Below are 16,701 nucleotides of genomic sequence, written 5' to 3' on the forward strand. Positions count from 1 at the left end.
GGAGGCTTTATGAACACGCTGCAAATTATTCTTTTCATCCTCCTTTTCTTCGGTATTCTTCTTGTGTGCCCGGTAACCGTAAGGATGCGCTTTGAAAATGAATTTACGGCAACGATTCGCTACCTGTTTTTCCGTTATAAAATTCGCCCGGAGCCGGAAGCCCCGAAGCAGAAAGAGGAAAAAGTTGGTAAAGAGAAAACAGAAAAAAAAGAGGATACAAAGTCAAAGATAAAGGAAATAATAAGGCAAAAGGGTTTATCCGGCTTTCTCAATATTATCAAGGAATTCGCTTCCGTTGCAACCGGAGCCGCTAAAAAGCTTTTTTCCCGTTTGACCATTCAAAATATTTCCGTGGACATTGCGGTTGCGGACGAGGACGCCGCTCAGGCCGCCATTTATTACGGCTATACCTGTTCGGTCGTCTATACGGCAATGGGGATTCTGGTTGCAAATAAGAATTGCAGGCGATATCACATAAATGTTGTTCCTGACTTTAACAAAAAAGAGAGCAAAGTTTTATTTCAGTGCAAAATCCGAATAAAACTGTTTTCGATTCTGACATCTTTACTGCCGGCGCTTATTCAATCTTTGAAGATCTATAAAGCGATGAAAACAAACCCGACAACTCCAAATAATTCTACAAATAAGGCGGTGCATGAACATGAGTGATCATCCCATTGAAGGCATGATGAATACGACTCTGGAAAAAATTAAGCAAATGGTCGATATCAATTCCATTGTCGGCGACCCGATTACTTCCCCGGACGGTTCCATTATTATTCCCATTTCAAAAATCAGCTACGGATTTGCTTCCGGCGGTTCTGATTTTCCCACAAAAACACAGAGTGAGAAGAACTTTTTCGGAGGCGGCACCGGAGCCGGCGTTTCCATCAGCCCGGTTGCTTTTATTACCATTTGCAACGGCGAAGTAAAAATGCTGCAAATTGACCCGTACAACAACACGGCGGACCGGATTATCGGAATGTTCCCCGAGGTTATGGATAAAATCGGCGGGATGTTCGGCTCGAAAAAGGGCGACGGAAAAAGATACCGGGATTCCGAAGGCGAGTGCTGTTCCCACTCCGATTCGGAAAAGGATGTTAAATTAGACGATCCTCAAATATAATTATTCAAATTAAAGCAACCGCCTGCATATAGATTTATAGGCAGGTGGTTGTTTTGCTAAAAAAAGCATTCATTTTTTTATTCGTCTTATCCCTTCCGCTCTTCTTTCCGGTTGTGGCCTCAGCGGATGTTGTTCCCCTTCAGGTTTCGGCAAAGTCGGCCGTTTTAATGAATGCGGACGACGGGCGGATTCTTTTTGCAAAAGAGGAAGATGAACGGCTCCCCATGGCCAGCACAACAAAAATTATGACGGCATTAATCACGCTGGAAACTGCCGCCGTAAACGACAAGATTGTGACGATCACCGATAAAATGGTTCGGGTGGAGGGTTCCTCCATGGGGCTGCGGCCCGGTGATAAGCTCAGTTTAAGAGCTTTGGCGGAGGGAATGCTTCTTGTTTCGGGAAATGATGCTGCAAATTCCGCCGCCATTGCAATCGGCGGTTCAGATCAAGCCTTCTCTGTTTTAATGAATAAGAGGGCCAAAGAATTAAACATGACCAATACGCATTTCGTTACGCCTTCCGGGCTTGATGATGACAATCATTATACGACCGCCAGGGATTTGGCGATCCTTGCCGCGGCGGCAATGCGCAATTCTGAATTTGCCCAAATCGCCAGCCAGAAGGTAATGACCGTTCAATATGAGCATCCCGACCAAACACGCGAATTTAAGAATCACAATAAACTGCTCAGCATGTATGACGGTTGTGTGGGCGTGAAGACCGGTTTTACAAAAAAGTCCGGCAGATGCCTGGTGTCGTGCGCGCAAAGAAACGGCATACGCCTGATTGCGGTTACCCTGAACGACCCGGACGACTGGAGAGATCATCAGAATCTTCTCGACTACGGTTTTTCAAGGCTGACCGGGTATCCGATCGACGATTCCGCTTATGCCGTGAAAATACCGGTCGTAGGGGGAACGGCTGACAGTGTGGTTGTGCACGGGTGCAGCGGCAGTGCGATTGCAGTGGAAAGCAGTGAGCTGTCCAATATAAAAAGAACGGTGGAACTGCCGTCGTTTCTGTATGCTCCGGTAGAAGAAGGGCAAACGGTGGGCTGCGTACGCTATACGCTGGATTCCCAGACGCTGGCGACTACGGAGCTTGTTGCGGCCGGGCCGGTAACACAGGGAAAAACAAATAAGAACCTATTTCAGAAATTCATGGAATGGGTCAATAATTTATTTTAAATAAACATAAAGGATGAACAAAATGGCAAAAGACGTTCGACTGCAAAAAATGCTTGCGGACTGTGGAATCGCTTCCCGCAGAAAAGCGGAAGAAATGATTTCCGCCGGGGATGTAAAAGTAAATGGTGTTACCGCCAAAATCGGAGATAAGGTTGATCCGAAAAAAGACAAAGTCAGCATCCGGGGCAAACTTCTGGATACCCATGTGAAAGAAATTTATATCATGCTGCATAAGCCGCGCGGCTTTATTACGACGATGAGCGATGAAATGGACCGGAAATGCGTAGCCGAACTGGTGAAGGATATCCCGGAGCGCATTTATCCGGTCGGACGTCTGGACAGGGAATCCGAAGGGCTGCTCCTCATGACCAATGACGGGGAGTTCGCAAACGCAATGACGCATCCTTCCCTTCATATTCCGAAGACCTACCGCGTAACGATCCGGCCCACCATAACGGAAGACCAGTTGACGCAGATTGCCGTCGGCATTGTAATCGACGGCAGAAAAACAGCGCCCGCAAGGGTCAATGTCCTTTCGCAGGAATCCGGGCGCGTCGTTCTTGAAATTGTTTTGTATGAAGGAAGAAACCGGCAGATTCGAAAAATGTGCGAACAGCTTGGTTTGGAAGTCGCAAGGCTGAAACGCATCGCGGTCGGCCCGGTGAAACTTGGCATGCTTCAGCCCGGAAAATGGCGTCCGCTTACGAAGGAAGAAGTTAAAAAGCTGATGGCCGGAGCAAAAGAAGACAAGCAGTTACAAAATTTAGGGGGTGAACCGGATGATTTCCATACTGCCGCTCAAGGACCCGACCCGGGCCGGGCAAATTTTAAAGTCCACCCCCGGCGCGGAAGATAATGCCCGGATTCTTCTCATGCGTGAAGGCGCGGATGAGCTTGGCTATATCGCGGTCGATTTAAAATCTTCTACCATCCGCATGCTGAAAATGGAAGTATTCGGCTGCAAGGATTTTTCGGAATCGGACGGGAACAGCCGCATGTGCGCGGACAGCCTGATGCGAGCGGCAGCTTCCTTCGGCGCGGCAGTCGGCGCTTATCAGATGGAATCAAAAATTGCCGACTGGGAACCGTTTTTTCAGTCGGCCGGGTTCACGCCCAAAAACGGAAAAATGGTATGTCCTCTGTCCAACTTTGTAAAGATTTGCCATCATAACGAATAAATGATATTATCCCCTTGCCTTTCAGTTTGGAATATATTATAATTTATATGAAATATGTAAATTTTTTCACAAGTATTTTACCAATATTGGAGGAATAAAAATGAATAAGGTTGACAATGCTGGACTGTTGCATCGTCTGCGTGACTCGATAGAGAGTACAACAGGTTATCAACGCATCAACGCTTTATTTGACGCCGGCAGTTTTAATGAATTAGACTGCTATGCCAGATCCGGTGAAAACTTGGCGGAAGTAATTACGGGGTATGGCACGATTGAGGGGTGTCCTGCTTTTGTATTTTCCCAAAACAGGGATATTGAAGGCGGAGCGATGTCGAAAGCACAAGCTTCAAAGATAAGAAAATTATATAATCTTGCCTTAAAAACGGGAACTCCGGTTATTGGCATTTATGATTCAATCGGCGGGCGCTTGAAAGAGGGAAGCGACATTTTTGCCGCGTACGGTGACGTCCTCGCAAATGCGAATGAACTTTCCGGCGTTGTGCCGCAGATTTCCCTGGTTCTCGGGCCTTGCATCGGTACCTCTGCAATGATTGCCGCAAGCGCCGACTTTATTGTAATGTCTGACAAAGGGGAACTGACCATCGATACAAACGGAGAAAAAGGCTCGGCGGATGAGGCGGCAAAAATGGGTATCTGCCATATTCTTGCGAAAGATGAACAGGAAGCTATTGTTTCCGTGCGCAAGCTGATTACGCTCCTTCCTTCCAATAACCTGTCCGGTATTCCGGTTTTGGAGATGCAGGTTATCAGCGATGAGACGGAATTGAACGAGAATTCCGAGATAAAGACAATCCTTACCGCCGTATGTGACGACGACGGTTTTATAGAGCTGGGGGATCGGTTCGGCAGTTCTTCCATAACCGGTCTTGCTGAAATTGACGGTTCAACAACCGGAATTGTTGCGTTGAGCGGCGTGCTCGACGCGGATTCGTGCACAAAGGCAGCCCGTTTTATCCGGTTCTGCGACGCGTTTTCTCTTCCGATTGTTACTTTCGTCAATGCGGAGAAATTCGCATCCCTTCGGGAAGCGTCCAAGCTTTCCAGTTCCTATTCGGAAGCGACCACGGGAAAGATTACGGTGATAACCGGTTCCGCTTACGGCCCGGTTTATATCGCAGTAGCCGGCCGCGGGGCGAATTCGGACTACACGATGGCCTGGCCGAATGCGGTGGTTTCGCCGCTTGCGCCGGAGACGGCGGCCGTCTTCCTTTGGAATGACCGTCTGGCTGGTTCCGAGAACCCGGTTGAGGACCGTAAAAAGTTAATTGAGGAATATAAACAAACCGAAGCTTCTCCGTTTGCCGTTGCCGCAGACGGATACATTGAGGATATTATTAAGCCGGAAGATACACGGATCCGCGTTATCACAAACCTTCAGATGCTTTCGGAAAAGAGAGTTTCCGGACTTTCCAAAAAACATAGTAATATTCAAATATAATTCTTACCGTTCATACGAATTCTGAATATTTAGGAGGTCAACGAAATGAAGAACCTAAAAATAACCGTTAACGGCACCGTTTATGATGTTCAGGTAGAGGAAGCCGGGAGTGCGGCTCCTGTTTCCGTACCTTCTGCCCCTGCGGTATCCGCAGCACCGGCGGCAGCCCCGAAACCTGCTGCTGCGCCCGCCCCGGCACCTGCTCCGGCCGCAAAAGCCGAGGTTCCGGCCGACGCGGAGCTGATATCCTGCCCGATGCCGGGAACCATCGTATCCGTCAATGTTGCTCCGGGGCAAAGCGTAAAGAAAAACGATGTTCTGCTTATTCTGGAAGCAATGAAGATGGAGAACGAAATTATGGCTCCGCACGACGCAACCGTGGCAGCCGTACATGTAAACAAAGGGGACGCCGTCGATTCCGGCACTCCTCTTGTTTCCCTCCATTAAGGAGGTAATGAAAAATGAAAAAAATTGGAATTACCGAAACCGTTCTGCGTGACGCGCACCAGTCCCTGATTGCCACCAGAATGCCGATTGAGGATATGCTGCCGATCCTTGGCAAGCTTGATCAGGTCGGGTATCATTCGCTTGAATGCTGGGGCGGAGCAACTTTCGACGCCTGCCTTCGCTTCTTAGACGAGGATCCCTGGGAAAGACTCCGGACGATCCGCAAAAACTGCCCGAACACGAAGCTGCAAATGCTTTTCAGAGGACAGAATATGCTGGGTTACCGCCATTATGCGGATGATGTTCTGGAATACTTTGTTCAGCGCTCCGTTGCAAACGGAATTGATATTATCCGAATTTTTGACGCGCTGAATGATATTAAAAACCTGAAAGTAGCCATTAAGGCGGCAAAAAAAGAGGGCGCGCACGCACAGGTAGCAATCTCCTATACGACCGGCCCTGTTTTTACCCACGACTATTATGTGAATTACGCAAAGCAAATTGAGGAAACAGGGGCAGATTCCATCTGTATTAAAGATATGGCTGCGCTGTTAACGCCTTATGAGACTTACGACCTTACAAAGGCTATTAAAGCAGCCGTTAAAATTCCTGTACAGCTGCATACGCATTACACCTCCGGACTGGCTTCCATGTGCGAGCTGAAAGCAGTCGAGGCGGGAATCGATATGCTGGATACGGCCATGTCCCCCTTAGCGCTCGGCACGTCCCATACCCCGACGGAGTCCATGGTGGCGGCGCTGAAGGGCACGGAGTACGACACCGGCCTGGATCTCGTCCTTTTAAATGAGATTCGGGAATATTTTATGACGATAAGAGAGAAATACATTAAGAGCGGACTGCTCGACCCCAAGATGCTCGCGACGAATACGAAGGCTTTGATTTATCAGGTTCCGGGCGGAATGCTTTCCAACCTGCTTTCTCAGCTGAAACAGGCGGGCAAAGCGGACAAACTGGAAGAGGTTCTGCAGGAAGTACCCCGCGTCCGCAAAGACGCCGGATATCCCCCGCTGGTAACTCCGACTTCGCAGATTGTCGGTACGCAGGCCGTTTACAATGTGATAACCGGCGAGCGCTATAAAATGTGCACTAACGAGTTTAAGGACTTAGTCGCCGGAAAATACGGAACAACGCCCCTTCCGATTGACGATGAATTTGCAAAGAAGATCATCGGCGATACGGAAAGAATAACCTGCCGTCCGGCGGATTTGCTGCAGCCGGAACTGGAATCTCTGCGGAAAGAGTGTGCACAGTGGATAGAGCAGGAGGAAGACGTCCTGTCCTACGCGCAGTTCCCGAAGGTTGCGACGGACTTCTTTAAAAAACGCGCGGAAAAGAAATACGGGATCGACGGGAAACATGCCGATGCAAAAGAAATGATCCATCCGGTCTAAATATGATGATTGTCAATTCAGCCTCAACAATGGGGCTGAATTGTTTTGCTCTCTGGTTGACAATGACAGCAAAAAACTGATAAAATAATAATAATGTCCTACTTCAAATGCCAAACAATTCCGTATGATTTTAAAGTGAATTGAGATGATAATGCATGATTCGAAGCATGACCGGTTTTGGAAGATGCGAGAAAATGATGAACGGGCGGAATATCATTGTTGAGATAAAATCCGTGAATCACCGATATTTTGAATTTTCTTCCCGCATCACCCGCGGATACGGTTTTTTAGACGATAAATTGAAATCCTATCTGCAAAGTAAAATTTCCAGAGGGAAAATCGATGTTTTCGTGTCTGTTGAAACCATGGAGGACGTGGATGCACAGGTACTGGTGAACCATTCTTTGGCCGCCGGATATGTTAACGCCCTGCGGGAGCTTTCGCAGCGCTATAATTTAAGGGAAGACATTTCCGTAGGAACCGTTTCAAGATATACCGATATTTTTACGGTTCATAAAGCGCCGGAAGACGAGGCGGTTATTTGGAATTCTGTTCAAGCGGTGACGGATGAGGCTTTGCAGGCCTTTCTTGCCATGAGGGAAGCCGAAGGCGCCCGCCTGAAGGACGACGTGCTGCAGCGTGCGCAAACGATTTTGGAAATTGTCGGCAAAATCGAGGAGCGCTCGCCCCAAACGGTAAGCGAATACCAGCAAAAGCTTTCCCAAAAGATGCAGGAAATGCTCGGCGACTCCAATATAGACGAGCAGAGGATTTTGACCGAAGCGGCAATCTTTGCAGATAAAGTGGCGGTTTCAGAAGAAACCGTACGCCTGCGCAGTCATTTTGACCAGTTTGCCAATATGCTGAATTCCAATGAAGCGATTGGACGCAAACTGGATTTTATTGTTCAGGAAATGAATCGTGAAGCGAATACAATCGGCTCCAAATGTGTGGATTCGCAGATCGCCTATATGGTTGTGGATATCAAGGCGGAAATTGAAAAAATTCGCGAGCAGATACAAAATATCGAATGATTGCCGCGGCAATCGTAAGGAGTAATTATGAAGCTTATTAATATCGGTTTTGGCAATATGGTTTCCGCCAATCGTCTCGTTGCCATCGTAAGCCCGGAATCCGCCCCGATTAAACGTGTGATTCAGGATGCCAAGGAAAGAGGCACCCTGATCGACGCGACTTACGGACGCCGTACCAGGGCGGTGATCATTACAGACAGCGACCACGTTATCCTTTCGGCCGTACAGCCGGAAACCGTTGCAAACCGCCTGAACGACCGCGAAGAGGATCTGACCGAGGAGGAACTCGAAGAAGATGAAGAATAAAGGTCTCCTGATTGTTTTTTCCGGCCCGTCCGGTGCCGGGAAGGATACGATTCTGAAACGGCTGCTTGAAAAAAATCCGAATATCCGTCTTTCCGTATCCGCAACAACGCGTTCCCCGAGAGCGGGGGAAACCGACGGGAAGGATTATTATTTTATAACGAAAGAAAAGTTCCATCAAATGGCGGAAAACGGGGAAATGCTTGAAAGCGCCGGGTACTGCGGCAATTTTTACGGAACTCCCAAAAGACCAATCGAACAATGGCTTTCGGAGGGCTTCGATGTTATATTGGAAATTGAAGTCCAGGGCGGAGCGCAGGTTAAAGAGAAATGCCCGGACAGCGTCGGCGTTTTTGTATTGCCTCCATCGCTGAAGGTGCTTGAAAACCGGTTAAGAAACCGCCACACGGAAAGTGACGAGGTCATTGAAAAAAGACTTGCTGTCGCGCAGAGCGAAATCTTACAAGCTGTTCATTATGATTATGCTGTTATCAATAATACGGTGGATCAGGCGGCGGATGAAATCATTCATATCCTTTGTGCCGAAAAGCATAAAGTACAGCGTGACAATAATTTAATTGAAAGGATCTTAAACAATGCTTAAACCATCTGCAGATCTTATTATAGGACCCGATCAAAGCCGGTATTCCCTTGTGGTTGCCGTTTCCAAAAGAGCAAGAGAAATCGCAGCCAACGCGGAGGATAAGGGTGAAATATTAACGGAAAAACCGGTCGACATGGCCGTCCATGAGCTTATGGAGCATAAATATGTAGTTATCGAACCAAAAAAAGGAAAATCGGAATAAAATTTCTGAGGTAAAATATGTCCGAATTTACCATTGCAAAAGTTGCGGTTGAAAAAACCGTCTATCATTTTGACAAGGCTTTCGACTATTGTATTCCGAAAGAACTTTCAGCGAATGCGAAACCGGGATGCCGCGTAATGGTTCCGTTCGGCGGAGCCAACAGCAAACGGCAGGGAATCATCCTCGCGCTTGCGGTACAAAAAGAAACAGATTGCTTAAAACCAATCCTGGCTGTGCTTGACAAGGCGCCGCTTCTTTCAAATGAAGGCCTTCGGTTGGTGCCATGGCTGAAAGAACATTATTTCTGTACCCTTTTTGACGCGGTAAAGCTTCTTTTGCCTACCGGAATGAATTTGAAAATCCGAACGGAATATTCTCTGGCGGTAAAGCCGGATTCCCTTCCCATGGAAGATTTCAGCGAACCGGAGCGGCAGATCATTCACTATCTGGCGCATGCCAAAGCCCCTGTTGACCGGGATAAGCTGCTTCTTGCCCTGGGCCTTGCCGCCGATTCGGAAATCCCCCAAAAGCTCTGCGGCGAGAATGTCCTTCTTAAAAGCAGTGAGGCTGTACGCAGGGTTGGAGACGCGGCGCAGAAGATGGTTCGTCTGACGGATATTTCGGACGTACCCAAGCTTACGAAGAAGCAGAAAAACGTGTACGATCTCCTTTGTGAAGCAGGCAGCGCTTCCCTGAAGGAGCTATGCTATTTTGCCGGAGTAACCCCTGCGGTTGTAAACACGCTGGAATCAAAGGGCATTGTGCAATACTTTGATGTTGAAATCTACCGGAATCCGTATGACCATATTTCCGGTGCCGGAGATTCCCGGGATATTGTGCTTTCTTCGGAACAGCAAGAGGCCTTCGACCATTTATATCAGCAGTACCGGTCCGGAAAAGGCGGCGTATCCCTCCTGTACGGTGTAACCGGAAGCGGAAAGACGTCCGTGTTTATGCGGCTGATTGACGAGGTAAAGACGGACGGCCGCGGGATTATCGTGATGGTGCCGGAAATTTCGCTTACGCCCCAGACCATTGCTCTGTTCCACCAAAGGTACGGCCGCAGCGTGGCCGTTTTTCACAGTGGGCTTTCGCTGGGAGAACGTCTGGACGAGTGGAAAAGGGTAAAAAACGGGGAAGCGCAGATCGCGGTTGGCACGCGTTCCGCTGTGTTTGCTCCTTTTCAAAATCTCGGCATTATCATCATGGATGAGGAACAGGAATATACCTATAAATCGGAATCATCCCCGCGTTACCATGCGCGCGACGTTGCAAAGTTCCGCTGTGCATATCACAAGGCGCTTCTTGTCCTGTCGTCCGCAACCCCTTCCATAGAAAGCTATTACCTTGCGCAGAACGGGCGCTACAGCCTGAATACATTATCCACCCGGTTCGGCAGCGCGGAGCTGCCGGAAGTGACGGTAATCGATATGAATACGGAATTGGAAAAGGGAAACGATACGATTTTAAGCACGGAACTGTTTGCCGCTTTAACGGAGAATCTGAAAAACGGAAAACAGTCGATCCTTTTGCTGAACCGAAGAGGATTCCATACCTTTGTTTCCTGCAAGAACTGCGGACAGGTTGTCATGTGCCCGCATTGCAGTATTTCCCTTACTTACCATTCCGCCAACAAACGTCTGATGTGCCATTACTGCGGCTACTCCGTTCCGTTTACAAAGGAATGCCCGCAGTGCCACGAAAATCAGGTCTGCTATACAGGCTGGGGGACGCAGCGTGCCGAGCAGCAGTTGCAGGAGCTTTTGCCGGATGCACGCATTTTAAGGCTGGATACCGATTCCACCATGACGCGCTTCGCTTACGAAAAGAAACTGCGGCTTTTCGCCGAAGGAGAGTACGACATGATCGTCGGTACGCAGATGGTGGCGAAGGGCCTTGATTTTGAAAATGTTACGCTTGTCGGAGTGCTTTCCGCCGACCAGATATTATACAGCGACGATTTCCGCAGCTATGAGCGTGCGTTTGACCTGCTTACGCAGGTGGTAGGCCGTTCCGGCCGGGGTAAATTTGCCGGAAGAGCAATGATTCAGACGTTTACCCCGGAGAATTCGGTGATCGGACTGGCCGCAAGGCAGGATTATCAGGCGTTTTACAAAGGGGAAATCGCAATCCGCAAGGCGATGCTTTACCCGCCTTATTCGGATATCTGCGTAATCGGTTTTGTAGGAAGCGTGCAGGATAAGGTACATAAAGCCAGCAAAACCTTTTTAAATAATCTTACAGTGCTGGCGAAAAGCGAATATCCCGAACAGCCGATGAGGGTTTTAAATCCTACCCCGGCATTAATCGGAAAGGTAAATAATAAATATAGATATAAATTAATTATAAAATGCCGCAATACTGCAAAATTCAGAGAAATGATTTCCCGATTGCTGATCCAGTTTTCCGGAAATCGTGATTATAAATCTGTTACGGTTTTTGCAGACATTAACCCGGACAGTATTCTATAAATTGGAGGTATAATTATGGCGATTCGAAACATTATAAAAGAAGGAGATCCTTTTCTGAATAAAATTTCTCATCCGGTCGAGAAATTTGACAAGAAGCTGGCGGATCTGCTCGACGATATGCAGGAAACCATGCATGAAGCGGACGGTGTCGGACTGGCCGCACCGCAGGTGGGAATTTTACGCCGCGCTGTCGTGATCGATATCGGCGAAGGCCCGCTGGAGTTGATTAATCCGGTTTTTCTTGAACAAAGCGGGGAACAGGAATGCCTGGAAGGATGCCTTTCTTCACCTGGGCAATACGGAATTACCAAACGCCCGATGCATGTGAAGGTACGGGCGCAGAACCGGAAAGGCGAATTTTTTGAAATGGAAGGCGAACAATTACTGGCTACGGTTTCCTGCCATGAAATCGACCATCTGGATGGTATCCTGTTTAAATCCCACGTAATCCATATGCTGGACGAGGAAGAATTGGCGAACTTAAAATAACGAATTGGGTGATTCAATGCGTATCATTTTTATGGGCACGCCGGATTTTGCCGTGCCGTGTCTGAAATCCATCATCGAAAAGCATGACGTCTGCGCCGTCTTCACACAGCCGGATAAGCCGAAAGGCAGAGGGTATACCTTAACCCCGCCGCCGGTTAAAGTGCTTGCGCAGGAAAATAATATTCCGGTTTTTCAGCCAAAAACCCTGCGCACGGAGGAAGCGGCTCAATTAATCAAAGACCTTCATTCGGATGCAATCGTCGTCGTCGCATACGGGAAAATCCTGCCCAAAGAAATTCTGGATATTCCGCCTTATGGCTGTATGAACGTTCACGCCTCCCTTCTGCCGAAATACCGCGGCGCGGCGCCGATTCAATGGTCGGTGATCAACGGGGAAAAGGAAACCGGCGTTACGACCATGTATATGGCCGAAGGACTGGACACCGGCGATATGCTGCTGGCGGAAAAAACAGAAATCGGGCCGGAGGAAACTGCGGGCGAACTGCACGACCGGCTTTCACAGCTCGGTGCGAATCTGATTTTGAAAACGCTCCAAGGCGTTGAAGAGGGTACCTTACAGCGGATTCCGCAGGGGGATTCGGAAACCGGTTACGCTTCCATGCTGACGAAGGAGCTTTCGCATATTGATTGGAACAAACCGGCACAGAAAATTCACAATTTAGTGCGGGGCCTGTCTCCGTGGCCGGTTGCAAATACCACTTTTCACGGCAAGCTTTTAAAAATACACAAAACGAAAATTGCGGATGGCTGTTCGGGAGAAGCCGGGCATCCGGTGAATGAGAATGGTGTGTTTGTTGTCTGCTGCGGCGGCAATACCGCCCTGGAACTGTTGGAAGTCCAGTATGAAGGCGGAAAAAGAATGAGCGGCAAAGATTTTCTTCGCGGGCATCCCGTTGAAGAAGGAATGATTTTAAAATAATAGAGGTGTTTCAAAATGGGAATGGGATTTTATTACTTCGACTATACATATTTTCTGTTTATTGTGCCGGCGCTGATTGTCACCATGTACGCGCAGTTCAAGGTGAAATCTACGTTTAGTAAGTATTCCCGCATCTCGACAATCCGCAATATGACCGGCGCGCAGGCGGCGGACAGCGTCGCGCGCTTCGGCGGCGCCGTGGGTGTGCAGATACAGCGCATTCAGGGCAATCTTACGGATAATTTTGACCCACGGGATAACACAATCCGGCTTTCCGACGATGTGTATTCGTCAACCAGTATTTCTGCGGTAGGGGTGGCGGCTCATGAAGCCGGCCACGCGATACAGCACGCGCATGATTATTTTCCGAATAAAATCCGCGCGGCTCTGGTTCCTGTAACAAATTTCGGTTCCAGTCTGGGAATGCCGCTTGTTATTATTGGGCTGATTTTGCCGGTAAAGTATAATTTTGTCGTGTATCTGGGAATCGCACTTTTCAGTCTGGCGGTGCTTTTTCAGCTGGTAACCCTGCCGGTTGAATTCAACGCGAGCATGCGCGCGATTCGGGCGCTGGATGAATCGGGAATCATGTATCCGGATGAGCTCGAAGGTGCAAAAAAAGTATTGAAAGCCGCGGCGATGACCTATCTGGCGGCCAGTTTTGCAGCGATAATGTCCCTCTTAAGACTGATTGTGCTTGCGGGAAACAGGCGGGGTAAGGATTAATGGAAAATGCAAGGTCCGCAGCGCTTGCGGCACTGCTGCATGTCGACGTTGAAGAAGGCTACTCCAACATTGTCCTTGATAAAACGCTGGAAGCCTGTTCCCTCGATCAACGGGACAAAGCGCTGGCGTCCGCTATTTTTTACGGCGTATTGGAGCGCAGGCTGACGCTCAATTATATTATCGGTCAATTTTCCAAAACCCCGGTGGAAAAGATGTCGCCGCAGGTGCTCGAAATCCTTCGGATGGGCGCGTATCAGATTCTGTATCTTGAAAAAATCCCAAAATCGGCGGCGGTAAACGAGTCGGTAAATCTGGCAAAGGAAAATAAAGCCGCGAAGGCTTCCGGTTTTATTAACGCGGTGCTGCGTTCTTTAATCCGGAATATCGACCATATCAAAATGCCCGATCCGGAAACAGAGCCGCTGAAATCCCTGAGCGTTCAATACTCTTGTCCGGAATGGTTAATTCGGCTCTGGCGGGAATCCTACGGGAACGATTGCATGATCGGCCTGCTGCAGAGCGCGTTTCAGAAGCCGCCTATATTCGCCAGAGTGAATAATCTTTCCATTTCCGAGGAAAACTTAATGAAAAGACTGGAACTGGAAGGCATCAAAGCAAAATCTGTTCCCTGGCTTGAAAACGCAATGGAACTGGAACAAACGGGTTCGATCAGCCACTGCAAAAGTTTTCAGGAGGGGCTTTTTCATATACAGGACCTTTCTTCGCAGCTTTGCTGTTTTTTGTTTCATCCGGAACCCGGGGAACGAGTGATGGACGTATGCTCCGCTCCCGGCGGCAAGGCATTCACGATTGCGGAAAATATGGAGAATCAGGGCGAACTTCTTGCTTTTGATCAATACAAAGGGAAAGTGCGGTTAATCCGGCAGGGAGCTCAGCGTTTGAAACTGACGATCATCGACGCGGCGGTCCGGGATGCGTCCGACCCCAAAACGGAGCTTGCCCCCGCCGACAGAGTCCTTTGCGACGTTCCGTGTTCCGGCTTGGGAATTATTCGCAGAAAGCCGGAAATTAAATATAAATCGGAGTCAGCTATTGACAGTTTGCCTGATTTGCAGTACCGTATTCTGTGTAAATCTTCGAAATTCGTAAAGGACAACGGAACGTTATTTTATTCTACCTGTACTTTAAACCCAAAAGAGAATTTTGAAGTAGCGGATAAATTTTTAAAAAACCACGACGATTTCGAACCGCTGCCGCTTCATTTGCCCGACGCGATTCATCATGCTGCGGACGAACCGGCCTATCAGCTTACGCTGATGCCCCATGTTCACGGAACGGACGGATTCTTTATTGCGGCCTTTCGAAAAAAATAGGAGTGAATGTTTTGAGTCAGCAGGATATCAAATCAATGACTCTGGATGAACTAAAAGCCGATTTTGCCGCCGACGGCCAACCGGCTTTTCGCGCGTTGCAGGTTTATAAATGGCTGCACCGCGGCGTATCGAATTTTGATGAAATGTCCGATCAATCCAAAGCATTTCGGCAAAGGCTCTCGGAAAGATATTACATAGCGAATGCTGTGATTGAAAAAAAGCTGGAATCCAAACTGGACGATACCGTAAAATATTTATTTCGCCTGAACGACGGCGAGCATGTCGAGAGCGTATTGATGGATTATCATCATGGACATACGATCTGCATTTCCACCCAGGTTGGCTGTAAAATGAATTGTGCGTTTTGCGCTACCGGAAAAAGCGGCTTTTCCCGGGACCTGACCGCTTCCGAAATGCTGGCGCAGATTCAGGCGGCCCAGGAGGATGTCGGTATCCGTATTTCGAACGTCGTAATGATGGGTATGGGGGAACCGCTGGATAATTACAAGAATGTTCTTCGCTTTCTGGAACTGGTTACCTCCGATGACGGAATGAATATCGGGATGAGGCATATCTCGCTTTCCACCTGCGGCATTGTAGATAAAATCTATGATTTGGCGGAAAGAAAACTACAGCTTACCCTGTCCGTTTCCCTGCACGCGCCGAACGACGCAATCCGCTCCCGAACCATGCCGGTCAACCGTAAATGGGGTGTCGACGAGCTTTTAAAAGCATGCCGTTACTATGTCAGCATGACAGGGCGCCGCATCTCTTATGAATACGCCATGATCAGCGGGGTAAACGACAGCGACGCGTGCGCGGCGGAGCTTGCCGAGAAGCTGAGCGGATCGCTCAGCCATGTCAATTTAATTCCTGTTAACGACGTAAGCGGAGCCGGTTTTAAAAAGAGCACTTCCGACCGATTGCAGAAATTCAGCCGAATCCTATCCAATAAGGGGATAACGGTTACCGTGAGAAGGACACTCGGCTCGGATATCAATGCTTCCTGCGGACAGCTAAGGCGCAGGTATAAAGAGGAGGTGGCCAATGTTGAAAATATACAGTAAAAGTGATATTGGCCTAATCAGACAAACGAATCAGGATGCCTGCAAAAGCGGAACCTTTCCCGACGGCGCCGCGTGGGCGGTCGTATGCGACGGAATGGGCGGTGTAAACGGCGGCAATATCGCAAGCAATCTTGCCGTGGACTGTATTTCCGATCAAATGCAGTCGTCGTATACGTCGGGCATGTCCGACAACTCTATTAAAAATTTAATTACAACAGCAATTTATAACGCAAATATTATAATACATGACAAAGCAAAAGACGATACGGAATTAAACGGAATGGGAACCACGGTAGTAGCCGCGATTCTTTCGAACGGCCTTGCTCATATTGCGCATGCCGGGGACAGCAGGGCGTATCTTCTTTCAAAGGATGGAATCAAACAGCTGACCGTAGACCATTCGATGGTACAGGAAATGGTAAATAAAGGTGATCTTACGGAACAGCAGGCAAAAATACACCCTCAAAAAAATATTATTACGCGGGCTCTGGGTGTGGAACCCTCCATTTTAATCGATTATTGTGAAAAGGAATTTCTTCCAGACGATTTGCTTCTGATCTGCACGGACGGATTGACAAATTATGTTGATGCCGAGCAGATTTACCGGCTTTCCGGTACAATGAACGCGGAAAGTCTGACCGAGAAACTCGTTATGCTTGCAAAGGACTGCGGCGGCGGTGACAATATAACCGTTGTCATCATTGAGAACTAACTGCTGA

The 16,701-nt window shown here is 48.5% G+C and carries 19 protein-coding genes; all 19 read left to right on the forward strand.

All coding sequences use genetic code 11. From position 1 onward, the window contains the following. Window positions 1-9: 9 nt before the first annotated feature. The gene (locus OUY18_RS08520) at window positions 10-669 is read left to right on the forward strand and encodes a DUF2953 domain-containing protein (protein WP_268058340.1); all 660 of its coding nucleotides are present in this window, start codon (window positions 10-12) and stop codon (window positions 667-669) included. Then, window positions 662-1,126 (forward strand): GerW family sporulation protein, encoded by a 465-nt coding sequence (gene ytfJ / locus OUY18_RS08525; protein ID WP_268058341.1) that lies wholly within the window; start codon window positions 662-664, stop codon window positions 1,124-1,126. Before OUY18_RS08520 ends, ytfJ begins: the two co-directional genes overlap by 8 nt. Before the next feature lie 44 nt (window positions 1,127-1,170). Next, entirely contained in the window at window positions 1,171-2,316 is a 1,146-nt protein-coding gene (locus OUY18_RS08530; protein WP_419196131.1) for a D-alanyl-D-alanine carboxypeptidase family protein, read from the forward strand. A 22-nt stretch (window positions 2,317-2,338) separates the two neighbouring features. Then, entirely contained in the window at window positions 2,339-3,172 is an 834-nt protein-coding gene (locus OUY18_RS08535; RefSeq protein WP_268058343.1) for a pseudouridine synthase, read from the forward strand. Then, window positions 3,096-3,494, forward strand: coding sequence for a hypothetical protein (locus OUY18_RS08540; protein WP_268058344.1), 399 nt, complete (start codon window positions 3,096-3,098; stop codon window positions 3,492-3,494). The genes OUY18_RS08535 and OUY18_RS08540 overlap by 77 nt, the downstream gene beginning before the upstream one ends. Window positions 3,495-3,594: 100 nt before the next feature. Beyond that, a complete protein-coding gene (locus tag OUY18_RS08545) occupies window positions 3,595-4,953 on the forward strand; it encodes an acyl-CoA carboxylase subunit beta (RefSeq protein ID WP_268058345.1) in 1,359 nt (452 codons plus the stop codon). A gap of 45 nt (window positions 4,954-4,998) precedes the next feature. Beyond that, window positions 4,999-5,400, forward strand: a complete 402-nt coding sequence (locus OUY18_RS08550; protein ID WP_268058346.1) for a biotin/lipoyl-containing protein — start codon at window positions 4,999-5,001, stop codon at window positions 5,398-5,400. 14 nt (window positions 5,401-5,414) lie between these two features. After that, complete coding sequence (locus OUY18_RS08555; protein WP_268058347.1) at window positions 5,415-6,812, forward strand: oxaloacetate decarboxylase subunit alpha; 1,398 nt, start codon at window positions 5,415-5,417, stop codon at window positions 6,810-6,812. A gap of 155 nt (window positions 6,813-6,967) precedes the next feature. After that, window positions 6,968-7,846, forward strand: a complete 879-nt coding sequence (locus OUY18_RS08560) for a YicC/YloC family endoribonuclease (protein WP_268058348.1) — start codon at window positions 6,968-6,970, stop codon at window positions 7,844-7,846. Between the two features lie 27 nt (window positions 7,847-7,873). After that, entirely contained in the window at window positions 7,874-8,152 is a 279-nt protein-coding gene (remA, locus tag OUY18_RS08565; RefSeq protein ID WP_135659328.1) for an extracellular matrix/biofilm regulator RemA, read from the forward strand. Then, the gene (gene gmk / locus OUY18_RS08570) at window positions 8,142-8,753 is read left to right on the forward strand and encodes a guanylate kinase (RefSeq protein ID WP_268058349.1); all 612 of its coding nucleotides are present in this window, start codon (window positions 8,142-8,144) and stop codon (window positions 8,751-8,753) included. Before remA ends, gmk begins: the two co-directional genes overlap by 11 nt. Next, window positions 8,746-8,955 (forward strand): DNA-directed RNA polymerase subunit omega, encoded by a 210-nt coding sequence (locus OUY18_RS08575; RefSeq protein WP_268058350.1) that lies wholly within the window; start codon window positions 8,746-8,748, stop codon window positions 8,953-8,955. The genes gmk and OUY18_RS08575 overlap by 8 nt, the downstream gene beginning before the upstream one ends. 17 nt (window positions 8,956-8,972) lie before the next feature. Continuing rightward, entirely contained in the window at window positions 8,973-11,426 is a 2,454-nt protein-coding gene (gene priA / locus OUY18_RS08580; protein WP_268058351.1) for a primosomal protein N', read from the forward strand. A gap of 15 nt (window positions 11,427-11,441) precedes the next feature. Next, window positions 11,442-11,915 (forward strand): peptide deformylase, encoded by a 474-nt coding sequence (def, locus tag OUY18_RS08585; RefSeq protein WP_268058352.1) that lies wholly within the window; start codon window positions 11,442-11,444, stop codon window positions 11,913-11,915. Between the two features lie 16 nt (window positions 11,916-11,931). Then, window positions 11,932-12,855 (forward strand): methionyl-tRNA formyltransferase, encoded by a 924-nt coding sequence (gene fmt / locus OUY18_RS08590; RefSeq protein WP_268058353.1) that lies wholly within the window; start codon window positions 11,932-11,934, stop codon window positions 12,853-12,855. A 21-nt stretch (window positions 12,856-12,876) separates the two neighbouring features. After that, complete coding sequence (locus OUY18_RS08595; protein WP_268058393.1) at window positions 12,877-13,581, forward strand: zinc metallopeptidase; 705 nt, start codon at window positions 12,877-12,879, stop codon at window positions 13,579-13,581. Further along, window positions 13,581-14,915: a 16S rRNA (cytosine(967)-C(5))-methyltransferase RsmB gene (gene rsmB, locus OUY18_RS08600; RefSeq protein WP_268058354.1), complete on the forward strand. Its 1,335-nt coding sequence runs from the start codon at window positions 13,581-13,583 to the stop codon at window positions 14,913-14,915. The genes OUY18_RS08595 and rsmB overlap by 1 nt, the downstream gene beginning before the upstream one ends. Window positions 14,916-14,926: 11 nt before the next feature. After that, window positions 14,927-15,982 carry a 23S rRNA (adenine(2503)-C(2))-methyltransferase RlmN gene (gene rlmN / locus OUY18_RS08605; RefSeq protein WP_268058355.1) on the forward strand — a complete coding sequence of 352 codons (1,056 nt, stop codon included), beginning with the start codon at window positions 14,927-14,929 and terminating at the stop codon, window positions 15,980-15,982. Further along, the gene (locus OUY18_RS08610; RefSeq protein WP_268058356.1) at window positions 15,963-16,694 is read left to right on the forward strand and encodes a Stp1/IreP family PP2C-type Ser/Thr phosphatase; all 732 of its coding nucleotides are present in this window, start codon (window positions 15,963-15,965) and stop codon (window positions 16,692-16,694) included. The genes rlmN and OUY18_RS08610 overlap by 20 nt, the downstream gene beginning before the upstream one ends. The last annotated feature ends 7 nt before the right edge of the window (window positions 16,695-16,701 follow it).

The sequence above is a fragment of the Caproiciproducens galactitolivorans genome (assembly GCF_026672255.1).
Classification (GTDB): Bacteria; Bacillota; Clostridia; order Oscillospirales; family Acutalibacteraceae; genus Caproiciproducens; species Caproiciproducens galactitolivorans_A.